Below are 20,812 nucleotides of genomic sequence, written 5' to 3' on the forward strand. Positions count from 1 at the left end.
GAGGCACATGAAAGTAGCAGTAATCATGGGATCAAAGTCCGACTACCCCCAAATGAAGGAGGCAGTCGATATCTTGAAAGAATACACTATAGATGTCGACGTGAAAGTGGTTTCAGCTCATCGGACCCCCGAATATATGATGGAGTTCGCAAAAAACGCCAGATCAAATGGATATACTGTCATTATAGCTGGAGCAGGAGGAGCTGCCCATCTACCGGGAATGGTTGCTAGTATGACGACCCTTCCTGTAATCGGTGTTCCGATAAAAACGAGCACACTCAATGGTATCGACTCCCTATTGTCCATAGTGCAGATGCCTGGGGGAGTACCGGTAGGTACCATGGGCATCGGATCAGGGGGAAGTAGGAATGCAGCCCTGTATGCATTGAGAATCCTAGCAATCTCAGATTCCCAGCTGGCAGAGCGTCTGGAAAGCCAACGTTCGGAGGTTTCATCGCGTGTCCTCTCTGAAGGACTCGGGGAATACCATGTGTAGACTAGGTATCCTCGGAGGAGGACAACTGGGAAAGATGCTTTCCCAAGCCGCAAGAAAACTCGAGTTTCCTGTTGAAGTGTCTATCTACGATACCTCTGATTACGCTTGTGCACGGGAAGATGCCGATAGGTTCCATAGGGGATCGTTCGAGGATATAGAGGCGATCCAACGCTTTGCAGAGGACCTCGATATCATTACCTATGAATTTGAGAATATTCCCGTAGCAGTCGTTGCTTCCCTTTCCCATGCAATCCAAGGATCTGAAGCCTTGCGTATCCTCCAAAATAGATTGTTGGAGAAAGAGTTCGTTGATTCGCTTCCGGGAATTCCTTGTGTCCCCCACGCTCAGGTCGGCCTCGGATTCTCCATGGACTACCCTTTCATCGTCAAGACGGTGCAGTTCGGTTATGACGGTAAAGGTCAGTATCTCATCAACGATGTAAACGATCTTGCCCATGTGAAAACCGGTATGGTCGCAGAACGGTATTTCCCCACACTGACAGAGTATTCCATGGTTATCGCCAGGAACGTCGATGGTACGACAACCCACTATCCGACATTCGAAAATGTGCATGTCAACCAGATACTCGATACCACCCGCTTTGCCACTATCGATAAAGGATTGGAAGAGCAGTTGTTCGAAAAAGCGAAGAACATCGCACTAGCACTCGACTATATCGGTGTTTTGACCGTGGAGTATTTTTTCGCTGACGGCAAGCTATATGTAAACGAAGTCGCTCCACGAGTACACAACTCGGGTCACATCACGCTAGATGCAGCGAATATCAGTCAGTTCGACCTCCATCTCTATAGCCTGTTGGGAATCACCTATCCAGAGATCACCATAGATCCCGATTGGTGCATGGTAAATGTGTTAGGTCAGCATTATATGGCGGTGAGGGAAAAATCTCTGCCGGGAAAATTCTACGACTACGGAAAGCACAGCACTACCAAAAACCGGAAGGTGGGACACATAAATGGGAAATTGCAGTACTTGGATCTACTGAAGAAAGCAAGGGAGGAGTGATGGGACACCAGGTATTTATCAGTAAGAAAGAACCCTTCGATATCGAGAGTAGAACCTTGGCCAAACGAATGGAGCAAAGTCTCCATCTGTATCTTCGGTGCACTGTATACCATCTCTACGAGGTCGAAGGATTGGGTGAGCAAGCCCTACACTATTTCCAGCAGGAAATCCTAGGTGATCCTGTTACCGACATCATATCCAACAGTATCGATACCAAAGAAAAAAGCACACTCGCTTACACATACCTTGCGGGTCATTTCGACCAGAGAGCTTATTATGCTCGCCAAGCAGGTAGCCTTGTAATCGACCATAGCGATTCCTTCGCAGTCCGCTCCAGCACAGTGGTGGTATTCGATACCATGCTGGACCAGCTTACCATGGGAAAAATAAAGTCCTTCCTCATAAATCCGGTAGATACTCGAGAGCGATCATTGAATTATGAGAAGCCATCCAAACCCATCGAAAAACCGATGCAGACGATTGTGAAATTCGCAGGTATGGGAACCAAAGCACTCTCGGACCTGAAAGATTCCTTAGGTTTGACCATGGACTTGGAGACCCTCCGGTATATCCAATCCTATTACCGACGAATCCAGCGGGAGGCGACGAAAACCGAATTATTTCTCTTCGATACCTACTGGTCGGACCACTGTAGACATACCACATTCCTTACCCGTCTTAGAGATGTCTCCTTCTCCGGTCGGTATGCAAAGCAGATCGAAAAGAGTTTTACCACCTATGTTGAGCAGAGGAAGGAGATCGGAAGAGACGATGCGATTACACTCATGGACCTCGCAACCCACACACAGCGATATCTCAAGAAAAGGGGTAAACTTACACAGGTGGAACAATTGGAAGAGATCAATGCCTGCAGTGTCCAAGTCTCCGACAACAAGGGTGAGTATCTATTGATGTTCAAGAATGAGACCCACAACCATCCAACAGAGATAGAGCCGTTCGGAGGTGCACAAACCTGCCTCGGAGGAGCGATACGTGACCCCCTCAGTGGAAGGAGTTTCGTTTACCAAGGTATACGAATCAGTGGAAGTGCCGACCCGACCGCCCGTATCGAAGACACTCTTGCGAACAAATTGCCTCAATCCATCATCGCCAGGGAATCGGCGAAGGGGTTTTCATCGTATGGAAACCAGATCGGTATGGCGACCACCTTGGTGCGCGAAATCTACCATCCCTCCTATGTAGCCAAACATCTAGAACTGGGTGCTGTGGTAGGAATGACAAGAAAGGATGAGGTGGTCCGTCTCTCCCCAATACCGGGGGATATTGTCGTTCTCTTAGGCGGACGCACGGGAAAGGATGGCATCGGAGGAGCTAGTGGTTCATCGGTATCCCATACGTCCGATTCATTGGATTCATCCTATGCCCAGATCCAGAAAGGAAACCCTTTAGAAGAGAGGAAACTCCAAAGGTTATTCAGGATCCCACAAGTGAAACGCCTTATAAAACGGTCGAATGATTTCGGAGCCGGAGGAGTAAGTGTCGCAATAGGTGAATTAGCTCCCGGCATCACCATAGATTTGGATTTGGTCCCATTAAAAACCAAAGGTATGAATGCCACTGAGATAGCCATCTCGGAAAGTCAGGAGAGGATGGCTATTGTGATCGACCCGAAGGATTACCAGACGATTGCAGATTATGCCGCAAAGGAGAATGTTGAAGCTTCGCGGGTTGCCGTGATTACTGCTGACAACCGATTGGTCATGCGATACCGGGGAGAGACCGTGGTTGATATCGATCGTACATTCTTAGATACCAATGGTCCATTACCATCACAGAACGTACATATTACCGATCATGAGGTTCCTCCCTATGATTCGGAACGGTATCGCGCATTGAACAACTATTCGCAAAAAGCTTTGGGAGAATTGTTCGACTCATCGGTCGGTAATTCCACCCTCTTCTCACCCTACGGAGGAATCCACCAGGATACCCCTGAGCTCAGTTCTGTACAGCGGTTCTGTCTCAATCCAGAAACCGATAAGGCCTCAGTAGTGAGTTATGGATTCGACCCAAGGTTTGCAGAAACCTCTCCATATCGGATGGGAATGTATGCTGTCCTGTCGTCCATTGCCAAACAGGTGGCTGTAGGATCCCGCTTAGAGGACATCCATCTGAGTCTCCAAGAATACTTCCCGAAAGTCGGAACATCGCCGGAGCGTTGGGGATTGGTTCTGCAAGCTCTCCTTGGGGCTTTCGAGGTCTGCAATACCCTCTCGGTAGCTCCTATCGGAGGCAAGGATTCCATGTCCGGTTCATATGAAGAGATGGATGTGGTCCCCACTTTGGTCAGTTTCGCGTTTGGTCAAGTCGCCATCGACCGCTTACGTTCCCGAGCATTCAAAGCTCCTGAGCACTACCTGTATATGCTGCGTCAGAAGAGTATTTCGGGTCTCCCCGATCTGGCCTCTTTCATGGACAATATCGAACTACTTGAGCGCCATAGAAGTAAGATAACCGCTATCTCGACCTTGGATGAAGGCTTGTCCCATACTCTTGAGCTCATGTCATGGGGAAATGGAATCGGTTATACCAGTAACGTAAACGAATCCGAACCGGATCCGGGAGGGTTCCTCTTCTCAAGTGAAGAGCGGTTGGAGGGTCTCAAACCCATTGGAAAAACGATCAATGAATTCAACTCCCTCTATCGGGATATCCATCTTGACGGTCTCTCTTCGGTCTATCCGCCCCTAGCCAAGATCTCCCCAAACGTACAAAGTCCGACAACTGCACTTGCTAAGAAACGGTATTACCATACAGCGATCGCGACTCCAGTGGTACTCATCCTTACATTCAGCGGGACGAATTCTGAATTGGACATGCAACGGAATTTTGATCGTGCTGGAGGAGAAACCAGTATATTCGTTGTGAATGACACATCACAAGCAGCTTTTGGACAAAGTGTGGATAGGTTCATTACAGAGTTGGCTCAGTCCCATATTCTGGTGCTACCGGGTGGCTTCAGTTATTCGGATGAACCGGACGGTAGCGGAAAATTCATTGCTGCTTTTCTCAAGAATGCAAAGGTCAGGATCGCCGTAAACCGTTTTGTTGAGGAAGACCATCTGGTATTGGGAATCTGTAATGGTTTCCAAGGTTTGGTGAAATCGGGACTCTTACCCTATGGGTCTATCCGTGAGAGGAAGGAGAATGATCCTACCCTATTCTACAATGACTCTTACCGGCATGTAGCCAAACTCACCCGGACAAGGATCCATTCACAGCGATCTCCATGGTTGCAGGATCTCGCCCCCGATACAACCTATACCCTACCGGTATCCCATTCCGAAGGTAAGTTCGTTGCCGACAGTCACATGCTCGATATGCTCATTGCACAGGACCAGATCGCCACCACCTATGTGGATAATCCAAACGGTTCTACCCTTGATATCGAAGGCATAATCTCACCGGATGGAAATATCTTGGGAAAAATGGCTCACAATGAACGGATAGACGATGAACTCTTTATCAATGTAGAGGGTTGTCGACGACAAGACATATTCAGTAGCGGGATTCGCTATTTCCAAAAAGGAGGAAATCCACAATGAAGCAACTGTATGAAGGCAAAGCCAAGATAGTGTATGAGGGAGCACCGAATGAGGTGATTATCCGTTTCAAGGATGACGCTACGGCAGGAAATGGTGCGAAAAAAGCCTCTATAGCGGGCAAGGGTGTACTGAATAATCGTATCACGACACTACTCTTCTCCTATCTTGCCAAACACGGGATACAGACACACCTATTGGAACAGATCGACGAACGCGACATCAGATGCCAGAAGACCCAGGTGATTCCCCTGGAGGTGATCGTACGCAATATCGCAGCGGGATCCATGGTTCGTCGTTACGGGGCAAAACGGGGCATGGTATTCGCACAGCCGATTGTAGAGTACAGCTATAAGAATGATGCTCTGGGAGACCCCTTGCTGAACAATGACCATATCGTGGCACTCGGTCTGGCGACTCGGGAGGAATTGGAGTACATCCGAGGTCAAGCGCTTAGGATTAACGACTTGCTCATTTCCCGATTTGCCAAGATAGGTATGACATTGGTCGACTTCAAATTGGAGTTCGGCAAGAACGCAGAAGGCACGCTCTTATTGGTTGATGAATTGAGTCCGGACAACTGCCGGCTATGGGATGAAAGCCAGACAAGTTACGACAAAGATCGTTTTAGGGAAGATTCGGGTGATCTCATTGCGGGATACGAAACTATCTATGAACGTCTGAAGGAAACCGTTTGATATGATACAGACAGGAATGAGAGAGGAATGTGGTGTATTCGGTATACATCATCACCATGATGCAGCCAATATGGCCTTCTATGGATTACATGCCCTGCAACACCGGGGTCAAGAGGCTTGTGGAATCATGGCTGGAGAGCAAGGAGAATATGATATTCACAAAGGGCCAGGCTTGGTCCACCAGGTGTTTACCGATAACATCCTACAGAAACTCAAAGGCTCCATTGCCATCGGTCACGTTCGCTATTCGGTTACAGGAGGGACCCACTCACACAATATACAACCCTTCATCTTTAACTACCGAAACAAGACCTTTGGGCTTTGTCATAATGGGAATATCGTAAACTATCGGGAGCTCAAACGAGATCTGGAGGAGCATGGATCGATATTCCACTCTTCATCTGACTCCGAGTTGATTGCCCATATGATGAGTAGGGATGTCTATGACAACCCGATCACATCTTTGAAGCGAGTGCTTGTGGAATTGGTAGGTGCATTCGCCTTCATTATCATGGTGAACGATGAACTATATGCGGTGCGTGATAAGAATGGGCTTAGGCCATTATCTATTGGAAAGCTTGACGATTCCTATGTGGTCGCTTCTGAGACTTGTGCTTTGGATGCGGTGGGAGCTACTTTCATACGCGATGTAGAACCTGGAGAGATCGTACGGATCCATCGATATGGCATCTCTTCAGATTATTTTTCCGAAGAGCGTACCGAGTCGCTCTGCACCATGGAGTACATCTATTTTGCCCGACCCGATAGCGATATGGGAGGAGTGAATGCCCATGAGTTCAGAAAACTCAGTGGAAAGAAATTAGCCCAGGAGCACCCTGTAGATGCCGACATTGTTATGGGTATTCCCGATTCATCACTCAGTGCAGCCATCGGATATGCCGAAGAATCACATATACCCTATGAGGTAGGACTGATTAAAAATAAATACATCGGTAGGACTTTCATAGAGCCATCCAAACACTTGAGAGACCGGGCTGTCCTGCTCAAGTTGGCAGCCATACGCAAGGTTGTGAAAGGGAAACGGTTGGTCCTCATAGATGATTCGATCGTACGGGGGACGACACTGAAACGTATCACCCGACTGCTCCAAGATGCCGGGGCGAAAGAAATCCATGTCCGTATCGCATCTCCACAGATTACCCATCCCTGTTTCTATGGTGTGGACATCTCGAACTTCGCGGAGCTGGTGATGGCCCACACGTCGAAAGAGGCGTTACGTGATTTCTATGGTGTCGAATCGTTGGAGTTCATGAGCCTAGATAGTCTAGCCCAGTGCACACCAAACCGTCACCTCTGTACCGGTTGTTTTACCGGTGAGTACCTTACCGAGACCTTCACCAGATTGGAAGAGGCTTCCGCCCAAAGATAGGAGAGTATATGTCTGAAGCGTACAAGGCAGCCGGAGTGAGTCTTCAAAGCGGCTATGAGAGTATAGAGAGGATCCGCAAGCACATCGCAACTACGGCCAGCTTGGGGTTCAATGGCGATATAGGAGGCTTCGGTGGTCTTTTCAACCTCTTCAAGTATGGATACGAAGAACCGGTGCTTGTCTCGGGAACCGATGGTGTGGGAACGAAACTCCTTCTTGCGATCACTCACGGAAAAATCGATACCGTAGGCATAGACCTGGTTGCCATGTGTGTGAACGATATTCTCACAGTTGGTGCCGAACCGCTATTCTTCCTCGACTATATTGCGGTTGGAAAAAATCGTCCTGAGGATATCGAGAAAATCGTCAGTGGAATAGCAACTGGATGTAGAATGGGCAATCTCTCACTTATTGGAGGTGAGACAGCAGAGATGCCAGGTATGTATGTCGATGGACACTTCGATCTTGCGGGCTTTGCCGTAGGTGTCGTGGAAAGGAACAGACAAATCACAGGTTCAGCTGTGGCAGTCGATGATGTACTCATCGGCATCCCCTCATCTGGGGTTCACTCGAATGGGTACTCTCTGGTCCGAAAGATCTTACAAGATGCAAAAGCCGACGTTTCACAACCCTTCGGCAATTCAACTCTTTTGGAGCACCTTATGGAACCCACCCGTATCTATGTCGATGTGATCGGAGCATTGAGGAAGGAGATTACTATCCATGCTATGTCCCACATCACCGGTGGTGGGTATCATGAGAATCTCCCCCGGATGGTAAAAGACCAAACCTTTGGCATTGAATTGGATCTTCGCGATGTCCATGTCCCTGCAATTTTTGAATTTCTCATGGAGAAAGGCAACCTCACAGCCGAGGAGATGTACCATATTTTCAATATGGGAATAGGGTTTGTCATTGTTGTTCCTCCCGATGAGAAAGACAATGCATTACGTATTGCAAAAGAGTATTTCCCCGAATCGTGTGTGATTGGCAAGATTACCCGCAATGCAGGGGTACATATACGATGATTCGTCTAGCAGTATTCGCCTCGGGAAGAGGTACCAATTTTGAGAATATTCTCGAAAGCCGATTACCTGGTATCGAGATCGTACTACTGGTAACTGATTCGATATGTAATGCGTTGGAGATTGCAAGAACTCACGATGTTCCCTCAAAAACATTCCTGAGAAAGAACTATGCATCCAAAGAGGAAATGGAGCAGGATATGGTAACCGAAATCGAGAAGTTCCACATCGATTTCATTGTTCTTGCAGGCTATATGAGATTGCTCAGTCCTCCATTCGTTAACCGGTATCCCAAGCGCATCATAAATATTCATCCCTCACTCCTTCCCCTCTATAAAGGGAAAGAGGCTATACGACAAGCGTTTGAAGCTGGGAAAAAACTCTATGGTGTGAGTGTTCACTATGTAAATGAAGGTATGGATGAAGGCGAAGTGATTGCCCAGGTGAAAATTTCTTATGATGGTGAAGATCTCCAAGAACTGGAACAACTGGTTCATCAAGCCGAATATGCATTGTACCCGAAAGTCATTGCACAGGTGTGCAATCGGGGAGGAAGATTATGAAAATTGCAGTAATTGGAACTGGAGGAAGAGAACATGCGATTGCAGTGAAGAGCCTACAATCTCCCGATGTACAGCAGGCTCATGTAATTCCTGGAAATTCCGGCATGCTCATGACGGCAAATCTCTGTACCTATCCAAGCTGGGACGGTTCGTTCACCTCTTTGGAGCACTACCTGCGCAAACAGGATATCGAATTGGTCATCGTGGGTAATGAAGCTTATCTCCAAGCGGGAATCGTCGATTACTTCGCCACCAGTAGCATAAAGGTCTTCGGCCCAACAAAAGATGGGGCAAAACTGGAATACAGCAAGAATTTCGCGAAGCAGTTCATGCATCGACACAACATCCCGACTGCAGGGTGGCGAACATTCACAGACTACACATCCGCTGACCGGTATCTTAAAAGCAGTGAAGGGATGATCGTAGTGAAACAAGATGGTCTCGCTCTGGGCAAGGGTGTTCTGGTGACTGCAAATAAGGAAGAGGCAGGAGTCTTTCTTCGGGAGAGCTTTGAATCAACGGATACTGTTGTTTTCGAAGAATTTCTGGAGGGTCCGGAGTTTTCCCTCCTCGCATTCGTCAATCGGGATTATTACAATCTGATGATTCCAGCTCGAGACTACAAACGTGCCGGGGATAACGACGAGGGCTTGAACACAGGAGGAATGGGAGCATACGCCCCTGTGGATTATGTTACAGCAGAGGATATGGCCTATGTCGAATCAGCAATAGTCAAACCGACAATCACCGGATTGTTACAAGAAGGGATCGAATTTACCGGTATTCTCTACTTTGGTCTTATGAAGACCGCGAATGGCGTGAAGGTGATAGAGTACAATACCCGTTTCGGAGACCCGGAAGCCGAAGTCTTGTTAGAGGCTATGCAGTCTGACTTGGTTGAAACCGTCCTTGCTACCTTAGCGCAGAGACCGTATCGACTAAGCTGGAAAGACGGATATACCCTTGGCGTTTGTCTTGCGTCGAAAGGATATCCGAGAACCTATGAAAAAGGATATTCTGTCGAACTCCCTACCGACATCTCATGCTATTCGATGGCTCTGGAAAGGCAGGACAACTCGTATGTAGGCAATGGTGGAAGAGTCGTATTCGTAGTTTCTTCTGGAGATACCATGGAGGATGCTCGATCATCCTGCTATGCCGATGTTGCGAAAATCGGGTGTGAACATATATTTCACAGGAATGATATCGGCTTATTCCACAAATAACCCATACGGCCAATTCGATAGAAACGAAGTCAGAACCGACTCTATTGGGGAAGACCCTTTATACCATGTATGGAGAAGGGGTAACTGACTGTTACTTGACACCTATACCCCAGTGGGGTATATTAGGGCATATGGACGACCTAACCCGTAAGAAGATCACCTCCCGGCTTGCCCGTATTGAGGGGCAAGTAAAGGGGATCAGTAAAATGGTAGATGCAGATCGTTACTGTATCGATATACTCACCCAAACTTCAGCAGTGGTATCGGCTTTGAAGGGAGTCGAAGAGTTGTTGATGGAACATCATCTGCATTCTTGTGTTTCCCATGCCATGCAACAAGATGATCCCCATGAAAAGAATGTTAAGATAAAAGAAGTAATGGACATCATTACTAGATTCTGCTGATTAAAGGAGGATACACCCATGTCTATATTGACGAACATCAAAAATCGCTGGAACGATTATTTAAAAAAACTCGCAGAAGCGAATAAACGAAGTTTTGGAGACCAAAAACTTGATTGTTGCGACTTGAATAGACCACATCAATCAACGAACTCGCCAGCTGCTGAAGATCAATTCTCTGTAAATTCAAGTCGGAGAAACGAAAGTTCGCAATAGAATTCCTATGCACTTCTCTTGATTGATCGAGACCTATTGTTAGGAAGAGAACACCCAAGGAGGTACCATGCAAAACCACGACCATCATTCCCATACAGATCATCATCGTATGATGATAAAAGATTTCCGAAACCGATTCTATTTCAGTCTCATACTGACCATACCAATTTTGGTTCTCACCCCGCTGATCCAGGACCTTTTCGGATTTTCCCTTATCTTCCCTGGTTCGCAGTATATCGTATTTGTTCTTGCTACAATTCTCTACATCTTTGGGGGATGGCCATTCCTCAAGGGGCTGTACGACGAACTCAAATCGAAGAACCCTGGAATGATGACACTCATCGGCATGGCTATTACCGTGGCATTTGGCTATAGTACTGCCGTTACTTTCGGTCTTTCAGGCACACCTTTCTATTGGGAGCTGGCGACCTTGATTGCCATCATGCTCGCTGGCCACTGGATTGAGATGGCTAGTGTTGTAGGAGCCTCGGCTGCTTTGGAAAAACTTGCCCGTCTTATGCCATCTCAAGCCCATCGGAAGCAAGGGGACCATATTGAAGATATCGCAATCGATCAGATTGGAAAGGGCGATCTTCTTGTGATCAAAGCGGGAGAGAAAATCCCTGCCGATGGTCAAATCAAAGAGGGTTCGAGTTACATTGACGAATCAATGCTTACAGGAGAATCAAAACCTGTCCATCGTGAAGAAGGAGATAAATTGATCGGAGGATCAATCAATGGTGATGGGAGTATCGTCCTACAAGTAGATGGTGTCGGTGAAGATGCCTATTTGTCAAAAATCATATCCATGGTCAGGGAGGCTCAAGAGGTAAAATCAAAAACCCAGAAATTAAGCGACCGTGCAGCACGATATCTTACGCTAGCCGCTATCACGGTAGGAATCGTAACGCTTGTTGCTTGGTTGGTTGTCGGGTATGATCTGCAATTTGCCATTACTCGAATGGCGACTGTCATGATCATTACTTGTCCACATGCATTGGGATTAGCAATTCCTCTGGTTGTTTCGGTTTCCACGACAAAATCGGCCCAACATGGCCTACTTATCCGCAATCGTACGGCATTCGAACAAGCTCGGCATATCCAGACCATCGTTTTCGATAAAACTGGAACTCTGACCGAAGGAACTTTCTCTGTAACCGATGTTACTTCATTTGAGGGGAAGAATTTTACGAAAGAACAGATTCTCTCCATGGCAGCCTCATTGGAGTCCCACTCAGAGCATCCGATAGGGAAAAGTATCGTGGCATACGCTAAGGAACAGGGTTTGGAACTCGCCTCTGTCGATGGTGCACAAACAATCAAGGGGAAAGGAATCGAAGGGACGGTAGATTCTGCAAAGGTCCTTATCGCCAGCCCTTCGCATGTCAGAGAACTCGGTATCGAGATTCCTTCCATTGAAGATGAGAAGGCCGTCACGCGTGTATTCGTCCTAATAGACGAAACCTTGGTCGGGTCGATCACGTTAAGTGATACGATACGAGTCGAATCCAAACAAGCAGTCTCCACACTTCAGTCTATGGGGATCCAATGCTGGATGCTCACTGGAGATAATGAGGCCACGGCAAAAGCTGTTTCCAAGGAATTAGGCATGGATGGTTATTTCGCCGAAGTATTGCCCGATGAGAAACAACAGAAGATCAAGGAGTTGCAGAACAAGGGAGCCTTTGTAGCAATGACGGGAGATGGAGTAAACGATAGCCCTGCCCTCGCACAAGCCGATATTGGAATCGCCATTGGCAGTGGTACCGATGTCGCTGCATCTACTGCAGACATCGTCTTGGTCAATTCCAATCCACAGGATATTGTTACTCTTCTCAAGTTCGGCAAAGCAACCTACCGAAAGATGATTCAGAATTTGGTTTGGGCAACAGCATACAATGTAATTGCTATACCGCTTGCTGCTGGCGTCTTGTATGCGACTGGATTCATCCTACAACCGGAGGTCGGAGCCATCCTGATGACCCTTTCGACGGTAATCGTTGCATTGAATGCTCGGCTGTTGAAGATCCCGAAGGGTAATGAACAAGAATAGATGGATCGAATATCAGAATCACATCAGTTTACAGGCTCCAACCGCTGACTACAACTGGAGCCTGAGGGTCTATTATTCGTATAGAAGGGCTGTATTCACCATGTTACCATCTACGGACAACTCAAGGAGCTCTTCCTCCTCTTCGTCGGTACCGTATTGGTGAGTCCGGCTTTCATACACAACCCGGTACGTACCATCAATCTCATCATCTGTATTGAAATCAATTATCACATCTAGTTTTGTATGGAGTTCTTCTCCATTGAGAGATACCACATGAGATCCACTTTCTATGACTATTTCACCAGGTTCTGCCATATCATCACCCAAAGCCAACCCCACGTCACAGTTGTTCCAAGTGATATCGATATTCGGTTCGGGCTCTCCTACCGTTCCAGACATCCCAGGAACTTCTCCATACATCGAATATGCGAACTCAGCGAATCCGGCGAACAATAGTGTAGAGACACCGATCGCGGCATCGAGCTGCTCTGTCATCATAGTTGTCTGTGCAACCTGACCCATAGGAGAGTAGGCACTACTTGCAAAAATTGTAGAAGTAGCAAGTAGGAGCATAAGGATAAGTATTAATAGTTTCTTCATATCAACCCTCTTTTGTACTCATGCCAACTATACAAAGAAGAGTCATCCTAGGTGTGTCGTTGCAAAAATTGCATGAGGCATTAATTATTTTCTTTCCCCAAAGCCTTTATAAGTATTACCGCACGAAAAGGAAGAACACAAGGAATTTTTCAAGTTTCATAAATTTTTGTATATCATCGATTTCTTCACAGGAGAATCGTATCTGAAAAAAGGTCCTTGCACGAGGGACATCTGTCCCATACTATTACAAGGACATGGATTATTTTGAAAAGTGGAATATTACAGATCAAGGAAACCGCTTACCCTACTCCAATCGAGTCGACATATCCATCCTTCTGCAAGTCTTTTCCAATACCGCCACATCCTATAAATATCTCTATTTTCGTGCTCTGATGAACATCCTGGCGGAGACCCACTTCAACCAGCTCTCCATACGGCTCGATGAGATCCTCCTGGAGATGTTGGCAATCGCTTGGTATCCCCACACATTTTTCAAACTCTCTTTCGGTACAAACGATCGGATCGCTGAGGAATTGGAACGTCTTGAGTTGCTTGTTCCATATGCTATGACATGGGGAGAGGAATCTAAGAATAGATTGAAAGCAATAATCGCACAAAAGGATTATTTCCGTAACGATCTGCTTCGCTTTGTACCCTATCGTCTAATCAGGCCTTTTTTCGCCAATAGAATGATAGGAGTGAACGACTCCTCAAGCAACAATCTCATTATGGGATTGGCTTGTAAGGAGTTTGACGAAACCCGTCCCTTTTACTTCATAGCGGAAGATAGACGCTCGATCATCATGCATCCCGATTGGATGCTCTACTTTTTCGACAACTATACTCTGGTACAAGCCTTCATAGCTTGGAACTGGTTGGATTACATGCAAAGGCGAAACCCCTCTGTACCGAATCTGCAGACCAAACTATTTCCACCAGTTATCCGCAAGCCCATCGAGAACCAGAAAATCTTTTGGAAAACCGTACTGAAACATCACCCTACCAGATGTATTTTCTCGGACGAGCCAATTCAAGAACAGCAGATGTCTCTCGATCATTTTCTCCCATGGTCATTCGTTGCCCATGACCAATTGTGGAATCTCATCCCAGTCAGTCGTAGTATTAATTCCGCAAAATCTAATAACCTTCCATCATTATCCCAGTATTTCAAACGATTTGCGGACCTCCAGTATATTGGGCTGAGAACATATCGAGATAACCCAGGTACTATCTCATGGAATAAGATTACAGAGCCATACATTGCAGATCTCCACATGAGACCTGCAGATTTACTCGATCGACAAAAATTATACCTTGGACTGAAAACCACCATGGAGCCGCTTTATGCACTAGCCGCTTCACAAGGTTTTCCTAAGGATTGGCAATGGAAGCCTGATAGGTAAATAATTTGAGCCAACGGTCACTTGCACAACGACTAGGGCAGAAATAAGGGAGTGCTGTTATGGAAAAAGTAGTATTTGTCGGTCATGGATCGCCAATGAACGCATTGGAAGGTAACAAATTTGCGAAAGCTTGGCAGGATATAGGCATAAAATGTGGACCGGTTGAGGCTATCCTCTGTGTATCCGCACACTGGTATACCACAGGATCACAAGTCGCTGTGACCCCACAGCCTCGGACCATCCACGACTTCTATGGGTTCCCAGAAGAACTCTACGAGATTGCCTACAGGGTTCCCGGAGCACCCGAAATCGCAAGACGTGCCGCTAGGCTCCTTCCAACTACGGTTAGCGAGAATGACCAGTGGGGATTAGACCACGGATCTTGGAGTGTCCTACGCCATATGTATCCCCAAGAAGCCGGTATTCCAGTTTTTCAGTTATCGATCGATTGCAATGCCAGTCCCGCTACACAAATGGCTTATGGAAAGGCTTTATCTGCTCTCCGTTCGCAGGGAGTGTTGATAGTAGGTTCTGGCAATATTGTTCACAATTTGGGAATGGTCTCGTTCGATCGATACGATGGATTTCCGTGGGCTTACCGATTCGATGCCTTCATCCATGACGCAATAATCAAAGGTGATTTTGCCGCCGTCGCAGATAGCCTTGAAACCCATCAGGATGCCAATCTCGCAGTCCCCACACGGGAGCACTTCGACCCGCTGCTGTATGTATTAGGGGCAGTAAAACCGGGAGAACCAGTTACTACCTATAATCGAGAGTGCGTGATGGGTAGTATATCCATGAATGCCTATGTCTTCGGGTAACAAGGATTATCGTACGCCTAGGGAGAAAGATGTTTCACATAGAGTAGCTTGTCATCATCCGGAGCATAATAGTCTACCAGTTTCCCCTCAAGAAGAAATCCGTTATTCTCATAAAAGGACCGCGTAGATGCATATTGAAATGTAGATGAAGTCTCCGCATATAACCTAAGCCCATGTTTCGCCCTTACTTTTCTTTCAGTATATGCCAACAAGGAACGCCCTGCACCGAAACCTTGGAATTCCGGGTCTACAGCTATCCAGTAGAGATCAAAACCATTTACCGTTCCTGGGATGGGACCATAACAGGTATATCCGATCACACGGTTTCCCATCTCTGCGAACACAAAATAGTAAAGAGAAGCTTCTCCCTTATCCAATCGCTCACGGACCAGTGATACCGCAATATCCAATTCATCAGATGTGAAAAACCCCGTATTGCGAACAATTCTGGCAATATTTGCACTATCCTTGGCCTGAGGTTCTTCACGAAATGTTGGAGATACCACAAAGAGCCTCCTTCACAATACCCTGTATGACCTCTACATAGGATAGTCCCGATTCGGCACAGGCAGCAATGAATCCGCTATCTCTGGCTATGCATGGATTCATATTCACCTCAAGTACATAGGGAGTTCCATCGTCTGCAATACGTATATCGACTCGCCCATATCCATGACAGAGAAATACATGCCAGCAAGAGAGTGCTGTTTGTCTCAATCTTGATGACAAAGGAACTTCCCGGTCGATAGAAAACGAACGGAGGGTATGCCTATAGGCGAAAGAATCCTCCAGCCATTTGGCATCGTATCCCACGATTTTCGGTTTGCTGACAGGATAATCTTGAAATAGCATCTCGGCTATGGGAAAAATTGTCACTACTCCATCGATAGTTGCTATCGATATATTGCATTCTCGCCCTTCAATATATTCTTCAATAAACAGCTGGTTCGCTTCAGCATGATCCACTCGGAGTTCCAAATCTTTAATAGAAGCACAGGTAAAGATCGAAGAGTCATCAATTCCTACTGAAGCATCTTCCATCCTAGGCTTACAGATCAAAGGACGAGCCAAGAATGACTCCCAATCGTCACGCTTATGTGGATCAATCCAACCAGGAGTCGGGATACCACCAAGTTTCATGAGATGTTTTGATACCAGCTTATCGCTGGTCAAGAAGAGTGATGTTGCACCGGCACCTGTTATCCGGATTCCCAATTTTTCACAAAGCGCCGGGATGATATGGAGGAAACGGGCTCCGTGGAAAGTTTCAACCAAATTAAAAACCACATCCGGTGTATGTTCCTTCAAATGGATCTCAAGAGAAACTAGATCGCCAGCAAATGCCATACATTCGGTACGGAATCCCGCAGCAATCAATTCCTCATCAATCTGAGTTAGCTGTAAGATTGTATCTTGCTCATCTGGTGGAGCATCCACATCAACGGCATCATGCAATAGCAGAATGTATTTTCCCATATTCCAATCCGAGACGATCACAAGCGAATTCCATGATCATACGTATCAAATCACGATAGTCTAGTCCGTGCATGGATGCGAGTATAGGAAGATCGGAATCGATCGGATGCAATCCAGCCAATGGGTTTACCTCCAAGAAATTCACATTCCCAAGCTCATCCATACGAACATCCACTCTCCCTCCATCCCGACAATCCAAGGCTCTCCAAGCCCCCAAAGCAACTTTTTCGCACGCGGCGGCTAGTTCGCCCTCAACCTGGCGATAAGTCGTACTCTCCAGATAGTGCTTTTTCGTGTGGTATGAATAGATTCCCCGATCACTTGTGTTATCGACCACGATTTCCATTACACCTATGGAGCGGGAACCTTTCCCCGTACCAAGTACTCCCACTGTAAATTCCCTACCTGACAAGTACGTCTCTACCAATACCGGTTGATCATGATTCTTAAGAAGTCGAAGAACCCCATCATGCAGAGCTTCTGCAGTGGTGACCATGGAATCTCCGTCGATTCCGATTCCTGTTCCACCTCCTACAGGTTTAATGAACAAGGGAAATTGAAGCTCAACCTCTGCCAATTGCTCTATATGGGTTATAACTACATAGTCAGCTGTCGGTACGCCATGGCTATGGACTACCTGTTTTGCCAATCCTTTATGAAGGGTAACCACCAATGTGATCGAGTCGGAGAACACGTAGGGAATACGATAAGCATCAAGAAGAGCTGGGATTTGAGCCTCCCTGCATAACCCATGCATTCCTTCGGCAATATTGAACACAATATCCCAACGTTTTCCCATGGAGAGCGCATGCACAAGGTCCTTCACGTTTCCGATCCTAACTGTTTCATACCCACATGAACGTAGCGCAGAATCGATAGCATCGATCGTTTCTGGTGAATCGAGTTCCGCTACCTCTTCCATGCTATAACCATCGGCCAAGTATCGTTCTTTAAGATCGTAGGTCAATCCGACAATGAAAGGTATGCAAGCAAGCTTTCGTTCCCTGCACTCGCTCGGGAGTGCTTCCATGATTACGGCAGCGTTCCGCTCGCTTCGTTGGGAAATCATAGCGAAGCCTCCTGCGGTAGATCCGGATATATGAAATGTTTCCCTTCATAGTTGCGAAGACATAAGCCCTCCATATTATGGGAGACCTCATAATCGGGTAGTAGGGGAACCTTGCCACCACCTCCCGGGGTATCCACCACATAGTGAGGTATTGCAAGTCCGCTGGTGTGTCCTCGCAAGCCATCCATGAGAGCTTTGCCATGGGCAATCGAGGTCCTGAAATGGGCTGAACCTACTATTGGATCACATTGAAAAAGATAATAAGGGCGGATTCGTACGGTAAGCAATCTATGGAAAAGCGCCATCATAGTAGCGATAGAATCGTTCACTCCAGATAGCAGTACGGTCTGGCTACTGAGTACGATACCCGCATCGGCCAATCGATTACAGGCAATCTTTGAGGCTGGAGTAATCTCCCGTGGATGGGTAGCATGGATATTCAGGTATATCGGCTGGAATTTTTTCAACACCTTCACAAGAGCCGGTGTGATACGTTGTGGAAGAACAAAGGGAACTTTGGTTCCGATTCGGATAATCTCAATATGACGTATCGCTTTGAGTCTTCCCAACAGATATGCCAGCCTCTCATCGGAAAGGGTAAGAGGATCTCCTCCCGATACTACTACATCACGAACCTCGGGATGCTGCTCCAGATAGGCGAAAGCTTGTTCCCAATGAGAATCTTGTGCTCCTTCATGTCCACCCACAATCCTAGAACGGGTACAGTAACGACAGTAGACACTACAGAAGTTGGTAACAAGAAATAGAACCCGATCAGGATAACGATGTACGATCGATGGTACAGGGCTTGTATGATCTTCACCCAAAGGATCGATTGCCTCGCCTGTTGATATATGACTCTCCTCCATACGCGGAATACATGTCTTGCGTAGAGGATCATCAGGATCCGAAAGGTCTATCAGACTGAGATAATAGGGAGTTACAGAAAAGGGAAACATCTTGGCAGACTGTTCGAGTGCCCGACGTTCAGAATCTGTCGGTTCAATGTAGCGAAACAATTGATCTGCAGTGGTAATCCTGTGAAACAGTTGCCAATGCCAATCGTTCCATTGGGTAGAATTCGTGTTCGGAAAAAATTGCTTTCTGAACAGGGAGGATCCAGGGTATCCGGATCTTGATTCCCGGGGTGTGGTGTCAACGGAATCCACACCCATATGGTTAAGCGGAGGCTCGTCATCGAAAGACGAAACCTGTTGCGCAGAGACTTGCTCCACGATATGCTCCTTACGCTCTTGTGTAGCCAAATTGGCAGTTTTCTTACGGCACTGACAAGTTGGTCTCCAAGCGCTCACTTCTACTGGGGATTATATCACTCTATGAATTTTTAAACAGTAGCCCTCCCCCTCGTTTTGGAATGAAAATCTTATAAATTCGATGGCAAAATATTGCTTTATCCGTTGCATTCTTTTAGGTTCTACCAACTACTATGTATCGTTTGGATTCCCTTTGGAGGGTATCGATTCGATAATCTTTACATACGTATGCTCTTGTTGTACATTTTTAGCATGAAACAGAAAAAAATTCTTATTATAATCATTTTACTACTCCTACTAGTATCCAGCGCAACCAATCTCTTTGCATCTCAGAATGAACGTGAAGTCTTACGACTGTTGTTCACCGGTGGACCACAGGAAGTTGAATATACTACTCAATTCCAAAAGGCAGTTCCTCTCTCATCCATGACACAAATTACCGATCAGATTTTTGCACAGATTGGGGCATTACTCACTGTAGAGGGTGAAGCCAATCCCTATACGATAATATTTGAGAAAGGCCATGCAACTTTTTACATTGCTCTTGACCCGGAAGGTAAAATCGCTGGTCTCCAAATTACCGAAATCATACCAGAGGGAACGACTTTGGAGGATGCGGTCGCACAAATCATAGACATGAAAGGGACTACTTCTGTATTGGTAAGAAAGAATGGGAAAACCTTGTATGAACATAATCCACACCTTCCTCTGGCAGTCGGATCAGCCTTCAAACTGGCGATACTCGCAGCATTGGACGATGCAATTGAACAGGGAAGACTAGATTGGGAGCAAATAGTAGTTCTCGATCCGAAGTGGAAAAGTCTACCGACGGGGATCCTCCAAGATTGGCCGAATGGAAGTCGCGTTACTATAGAGACCCTCGCGACTTTGATGATATCTATGAGTGATAATACCGCTACCGATGCTCTTATCGATCTCGTAGGACGGGAAGAAATTGGAACCTACATCCCAAGTACCCTCGTAACGCTCTCTACTGGTGAACTGTTTCGTCTGAAAAATCCAGACAATAAACATATTCTCGAAACATATCGGAATGCATCTACCATAAAGCGTAAGAACATTTTAGATACCATTGGGAAATTTGATCTTCCGGATTCAAACATTTTTTCAGGAAATCCAATCGCTATAGATATCGAATGGTATATGAGCACCACGCAATTGGCCAATCTGATTGAGAGATTGGAGCATCTGGATTTGTTGACGGTAAACCCCGGTTTGGCGAATGTAGAACGGTGGCAAAGAGTAGCCTACAAAGGGGGCTCGGAGCCGGGAGTTCTCAATCTCACCACATTCCTTATCGATACAGAAGGAAACCGTTATAGCGTTTCGGTAACTGTGAATGATAGTGACTCCCCTCTACCGGAAAATGATATCATCAGCGCATATCAGACCATCTTGCACACACTATAGCTATACGCAAGGCAATTCCTCTGACTGTCGAGTAGTGGAGATGTTACTTGGCAAATGGATACGTATGGATAGAGCAA

General features: G+C 46.5%; 19 protein-coding genes. 14 read left to right on the forward strand and 5 right to left on the reverse strand.

Features of this window, described 5'->3' with window-relative positions:
* Positions 1-7: 7 nt before the first annotated feature.
* The 11 genes from purE to ACODJP_RS02790 all read left to right on the forward strand — a co-directional run bounded on the left by purE (position 8) and on the right by ACODJP_RS02790 (position 12,658).
* Positions 8-496, forward strand: a complete 489-nt coding sequence (gene purE, locus ACODJP_RS02740; RefSeq protein ID WP_422478212.1) for a 5-(carboxyamino)imidazole ribonucleotide mutase — start codon at positions 8-10, stop codon at positions 494-496.
* A complete protein-coding gene (locus tag ACODJP_RS02745; protein WP_422478214.1) occupies positions 489-1,523 on the forward strand; it encodes a 5-(carboxyamino)imidazole ribonucleotide synthase in 1,035 nt (344 codons plus the stop codon). Before purE ends, ACODJP_RS02745 begins: the two co-directional genes overlap by 8 nt.
* Complete coding sequence (locus tag ACODJP_RS02750) at positions 1,523-5,089, forward strand: phosphoribosylformylglycinamidine synthase (RefSeq protein ID WP_422478216.1); 3,567 nt, start codon at positions 1,523-1,525, stop codon at positions 5,087-5,089. Before ACODJP_RS02745 ends, ACODJP_RS02750 begins: the two co-directional genes overlap by 1 nt.
* Entirely contained in the window at positions 5,086-5,784 is a 699-nt protein-coding gene (gene purC, locus ACODJP_RS02755; protein ID WP_422478218.1) for a phosphoribosylaminoimidazolesuccinocarboxamide synthase, read from the forward strand. The genes ACODJP_RS02750 and purC overlap by 4 nt, the downstream gene beginning before the upstream one ends.
* A gap of 1 nt (position 5,785) precedes the next feature.
* Positions 5,786-7,174 (forward strand): amidophosphoribosyltransferase, encoded by a 1,389-nt coding sequence (gene purF / locus ACODJP_RS02760; RefSeq protein ID WP_422478220.1) that lies wholly within the window; start codon positions 5,786-5,788, stop codon positions 7,172-7,174.
* Positions 7,175-7,182: 8 nt separating this feature from the next.
* Positions 7,183-8,202 (forward strand): phosphoribosylformylglycinamidine cyclo-ligase, encoded by a 1,020-nt coding sequence (purM, locus tag ACODJP_RS02765; RefSeq protein WP_422478222.1) that lies wholly within the window; start codon positions 7,183-7,185, stop codon positions 8,200-8,202.
* The gene (purN, locus tag ACODJP_RS02770; protein ID WP_422478224.1) at positions 8,199-8,762 is read left to right on the forward strand and encodes a phosphoribosylglycinamide formyltransferase; all 564 of its coding nucleotides are present in this window, start codon (positions 8,199-8,201) and stop codon (positions 8,760-8,762) included. Before purM ends, purN begins: the two co-directional genes overlap by 4 nt.
* Complete coding sequence (gene purD, locus ACODJP_RS02775; protein ID WP_422478226.1) at positions 8,759-9,988, forward strand: phosphoribosylamine--glycine ligase; 1,230 nt, start codon at positions 8,759-8,761, stop codon at positions 9,986-9,988. The genes purN and purD overlap by 4 nt, the downstream gene beginning before the upstream one ends.
* Positions 9,989-10,119: 131 nt before the next feature.
* Positions 10,120-10,392 carry a metal-sensitive transcriptional regulator gene (locus ACODJP_RS02780; RefSeq protein ID WP_422478228.1) on the forward strand — a complete coding sequence of 91 codons (273 nt, stop codon included), beginning with the start codon at positions 10,120-10,122 and terminating at the stop codon, positions 10,390-10,392.
* An 18-nt stretch (positions 10,393-10,410) separates the two neighbouring features.
* Positions 10,411-10,605 (forward strand): LDCC motif putative metal-binding protein, encoded by a 195-nt coding sequence (locus tag ACODJP_RS02785; protein ID WP_422478230.1) that lies wholly within the window; start codon positions 10,411-10,413, stop codon positions 10,603-10,605.
* Between the two features lie 67 nt (positions 10,606-10,672).
* Entirely contained in the window at positions 10,673-12,658 is a 1,986-nt protein-coding gene (locus tag ACODJP_RS02790) for a copper-translocating P-type ATPase (protein WP_422478232.1), read from the forward strand.
* 72 nt (positions 12,659-12,730) lie between these two features.
* Here the strand turns inward: ACODJP_RS02790 and ACODJP_RS02795 are convergent, their stop codons facing one another.
* Positions 12,731-13,258: a hypothetical protein gene (locus tag ACODJP_RS02795; RefSeq protein WP_422478234.1), complete on the reverse strand. Its 528-nt coding sequence runs from the start codon at positions 13,256-13,258 to the stop codon at positions 12,731-12,733.
* Positions 13,259-13,512: 254 nt separating this feature from the next.
* Here ACODJP_RS02795 and ACODJP_RS02800 point away from each other — a divergent pair, with 254 nt between their 5' ends.
* Both ACODJP_RS02800 and ygiD read left to right on the forward strand, forming a co-directional pair.
* On the forward strand, positions 13,513-14,661 hold the full coding sequence (locus tag ACODJP_RS02800; RefSeq protein WP_422478236.1) for an HNH endonuclease domain-containing protein: 1,149 nt from the start codon (positions 13,513-13,515) through the stop codon (positions 14,659-14,661).
* Positions 14,662-14,720: 59 nt separating this feature from the next.
* Complete coding sequence (gene ygiD, locus ACODJP_RS02805; protein WP_422478238.1) at positions 14,721-15,485, forward strand: 4,5-DOPA dioxygenase extradiol; 765 nt, start codon at positions 14,721-14,723, stop codon at positions 15,483-15,485.
* Between the two features lie 17 nt (positions 15,486-15,502).
* Here ygiD and ACODJP_RS02810 read toward each other — a convergent pair whose 3' ends face one another.
* From ACODJP_RS02810 to ACODJP_RS02825, 4 genes are read right to left on the reverse strand one after another with little or no spacing between them, the layout of a single operon-like run.
* Complete coding sequence (locus ACODJP_RS02810; protein ID WP_422478240.1) at positions 15,503-15,991, reverse strand: GNAT family N-acetyltransferase; 489 nt, start codon at positions 15,989-15,991, stop codon at positions 15,503-15,505.
* Entirely contained in the window at positions 15,969-16,961 is a 993-nt protein-coding gene (locus ACODJP_RS02815) for a D-alanine--D-alanine ligase family protein (protein ID WP_422478242.1), read from the reverse strand. Before ACODJP_RS02815 ends, ACODJP_RS02810 begins: the two co-directional genes overlap by 23 nt.
* A complete protein-coding gene (locus tag ACODJP_RS02820; RefSeq protein WP_422478244.1) occupies positions 16,933-18,030 on the reverse strand; it encodes a D-alanine--D-alanine ligase family protein in 1,098 nt (365 codons plus the stop codon). Before ACODJP_RS02820 ends, ACODJP_RS02815 begins: the two co-directional genes overlap by 29 nt.
* Positions 18,027-19,295 carry a KamA family radical SAM protein gene (locus ACODJP_RS02825; protein ID WP_422478246.1) on the reverse strand — a complete coding sequence of 423 codons (1,269 nt, stop codon included), beginning with the start codon at positions 19,293-19,295 and terminating at the stop codon, positions 18,027-18,029. Before ACODJP_RS02825 ends, ACODJP_RS02820 begins: the two co-directional genes overlap by 4 nt.
* A 261-nt stretch (positions 19,296-19,556) precedes the next feature.
* Here ACODJP_RS02825 and ACODJP_RS02830 point away from each other — a divergent pair, with 261 nt between their 5' ends.
* Complete coding sequence (locus ACODJP_RS02830; RefSeq protein ID WP_422478248.1) at positions 19,557-20,735, forward strand: serine hydrolase; 1,179 nt, start codon at positions 19,557-19,559, stop codon at positions 20,733-20,735.
* Positions 20,736-20,812: the final 77 nt, after the last annotated feature.

The organism is Pleomorphochaeta sp. DL1XJH-081, from assembly GCF_049310885.1.
Lineage (GTDB): Bacteria > Spirochaetota > Spirochaetia > Sphaerochaetales > Sphaerochaetaceae > CAYZJV01.

Excerpts from the sequence above, each read along its gene's own strand:
- ygiD (WP_422478238.1), top strand. The coding sequence starts at position 14,721 with ATGGAAAAAGTAGTATTTGTCGGTCATGGATCGCCAATGAACGCATTG.
- ACODJP_RS02780 (WP_422478228.1), top strand. The coding sequence starts at position 10,120 with ATGGACGACCTAACCCGTAAGAAGATCACCTCCCGGCTTGCCCGTATT.
- purC (WP_422478218.1), top strand. The coding sequence starts at position 5,086 with ATGAAGCAACTGTATGAAGGCAAAGCCAAGATAGTGTATGAGGGAGCA.
- purF (WP_422478220.1), top strand. The coding sequence starts at position 5,786 with ATGATACAGACAGGAATGAGAGAGGAATGTGGTGTATTCGGTATACAT.
- ACODJP_RS02820 (WP_422478244.1), bottom strand. The coding sequence starts at position 18,030 with ATGATTTCCCAACGAAGCGAGCGGAACGCTGCCGTAATCATGGAAGCA.
- ACODJP_RS02815 (WP_422478242.1), bottom strand. The coding sequence starts at position 16,961 with ATGGGAAAATACATTCTGCTATTGCATGATGCCGTTGATGTGGATGCT.
- purD (WP_422478226.1), top strand. The coding sequence starts at position 8,759 with ATGAAAATTGCAGTAATTGGAACTGGAGGAAGAGAACATGCGATTGCA.
- ACODJP_RS02785 (WP_422478230.1), top strand. The coding sequence starts at position 10,411 with ATGTCTATATTGACGAACATCAAAAATCGCTGGAACGATTATTTAAAA.
- ACODJP_RS02745 (WP_422478214.1), top strand. The coding sequence starts at position 489 with ATGTGTAGACTAGGTATCCTCGGAGGAGGACAACTGGGAAAGATGCTT.
- purN (WP_422478224.1), top strand. The coding sequence starts at position 8,199 with ATGATTCGTCTAGCAGTATTCGCCTCGGGAAGAGGTACCAATTTTGAG.
- ACODJP_RS02830 (WP_422478248.1), top strand. The coding sequence starts at position 19,557 with ATGAAACAGAAAAAAATTCTTATTATAATCATTTTACTACTCCTACTA.
- ACODJP_RS02750 (WP_422478216.1), top strand. The coding sequence starts at position 1,523 with ATGGGACACCAGGTATTTATCAGTAAGAAAGAACCCTTCGATATCGAG.
- purM (WP_422478222.1), top strand. The coding sequence starts at position 7,183 with ATGTCTGAAGCGTACAAGGCAGCCGGAGTGAGTCTTCAAAGCGGCTAT.
- purE (WP_422478212.1), top strand. The coding sequence starts at position 8 with ATGAAAGTAGCAGTAATCATGGGATCAAAGTCCGACTACCCCCAAATG.
- ACODJP_RS02795 (WP_422478234.1), bottom strand. The coding sequence starts at position 13,258 with ATGAAGAAACTATTAATACTTATCCTTATGCTCCTACTTGCTACTTCT.
- ACODJP_RS02790 (WP_422478232.1), top strand. The coding sequence starts at position 10,673 with ATGCAAAACCACGACCATCATTCCCATACAGATCATCATCGTATGATG.
- ACODJP_RS02800 (WP_422478236.1), top strand. The coding sequence starts at position 13,513 with ATGGATTATTTTGAAAAGTGGAATATTACAGATCAAGGAAACCGCTTA.